Origin of the sequence: Streptomyces chisholmiae (assembly GCF_031845445.1) — a bacterium.
In the GTDB taxonomy this organism is placed as follows: Bacteria; Actinomycetota; Actinomycetes; order Streptomycetales; family Streptomycetaceae; genus Streptomyces; species Streptomyces chisholmiae.
The window spans coordinates 1-808 of sequence record NZ_JAVREO010000056.1 but is presented as its reverse complement, the minus strand read 5'-3'; the positions used below and the strand labels follow the sequence as shown (position 1 = coordinate 808).

At 69.8% G+C, this 808-nt stretch carries 1 protein-coding gene and 1 pseudogene; one reads left to right on the top strand and one right to left on the bottom strand.

The window, feature by feature from the left end:
* Positions 1 to 56: 56 nt before the first annotated feature.
* The gene (locus RM844_RS32025; RefSeq protein WP_084753770.1) at positions 57 to 464 is read right to left on the bottom strand and encodes a hypothetical protein; all 408 of its coding nucleotides are present in this window, start codon (positions 462 to 464) and stop codon (positions 57 to 59) included.
* Positions 465 to 617: 153 nt separating this feature from the next.
* Here RM844_RS32025 and RM844_RS32020 point away from each other — a divergent pair.
* Positions 618 to 808 (top strand): annotated as a pseudogene (locus tag RM844_RS32020) (hypothetical protein); the annotation flags it as partial.

The following is an 808-nucleotide window of genomic DNA, read 5'->3' as shown; positions in this document are numbered from 1 at the left end:
GCACAGCGCGGCCCCGGTCCGCGGTGAAGCGGGGCCGGGGCCGGTGTTCTCACACGTCAGACCCGCTGCGCGAGGTCACCGTCCTCGCCGTCGTTCTTCCCATTGTGCGCGACGCCGTCGCCGTACCCCTCCTCGTCGCCCCCGGCCCCGTCCAGGTACGGGCCGTCCTCGTCGTCCTCCTCGTCGTCGTCCCAGCCCTCCGCGTCGGGGTCGTAGTCGATGCTCTCGCTGCTCCAGGAAGCCTGCGCGAGCTCGACCCCGGGCACCTCGCTGACCAGGTCGAAGGGGTCGACCAGCGAGGCGAGGGCCTCAGCTCCGTCTGCCCGGACGGTGGCCTCGGCATGCATCCGCTCCTCGGCCGTGTCGCTCTCGGTGATACCCGATACGGGTTCCCCGTACTCGGCGGCGATGGATTCGAGGGCGGTACCGGTGAGGGCGTCGAGGTCGGTGACCTCCAGCACCATCTCCACGCGAAGTCGAACAAACCTGGATGTCTCTTCTGTGCTCATGCTCCGGAGCGTAGGGCTCGGGGAGGCCGCGACTTTCCTCCGACCCGCTGCTTTGCTTAGCATCGGCCCACGGGGCTAACTCACGGTTGTTGCAAGGGGATCGAAACTGTGTCCGTCACTCGTCGCACACTCCTGACCGCCTCCGCCGCAGGGACACTGCTGGCCGCTCTCTGGTTCGTCCCGTCGGCCAACGCCACTGTCGAGACCGCCCCGAACGCAGCGCGGCAGGCTGCCGTCGCCACCGCCCAGGACGACACCTCCGGCCCGCAGCTCGCCGAGACCGGGCCGGGCGTGGACAC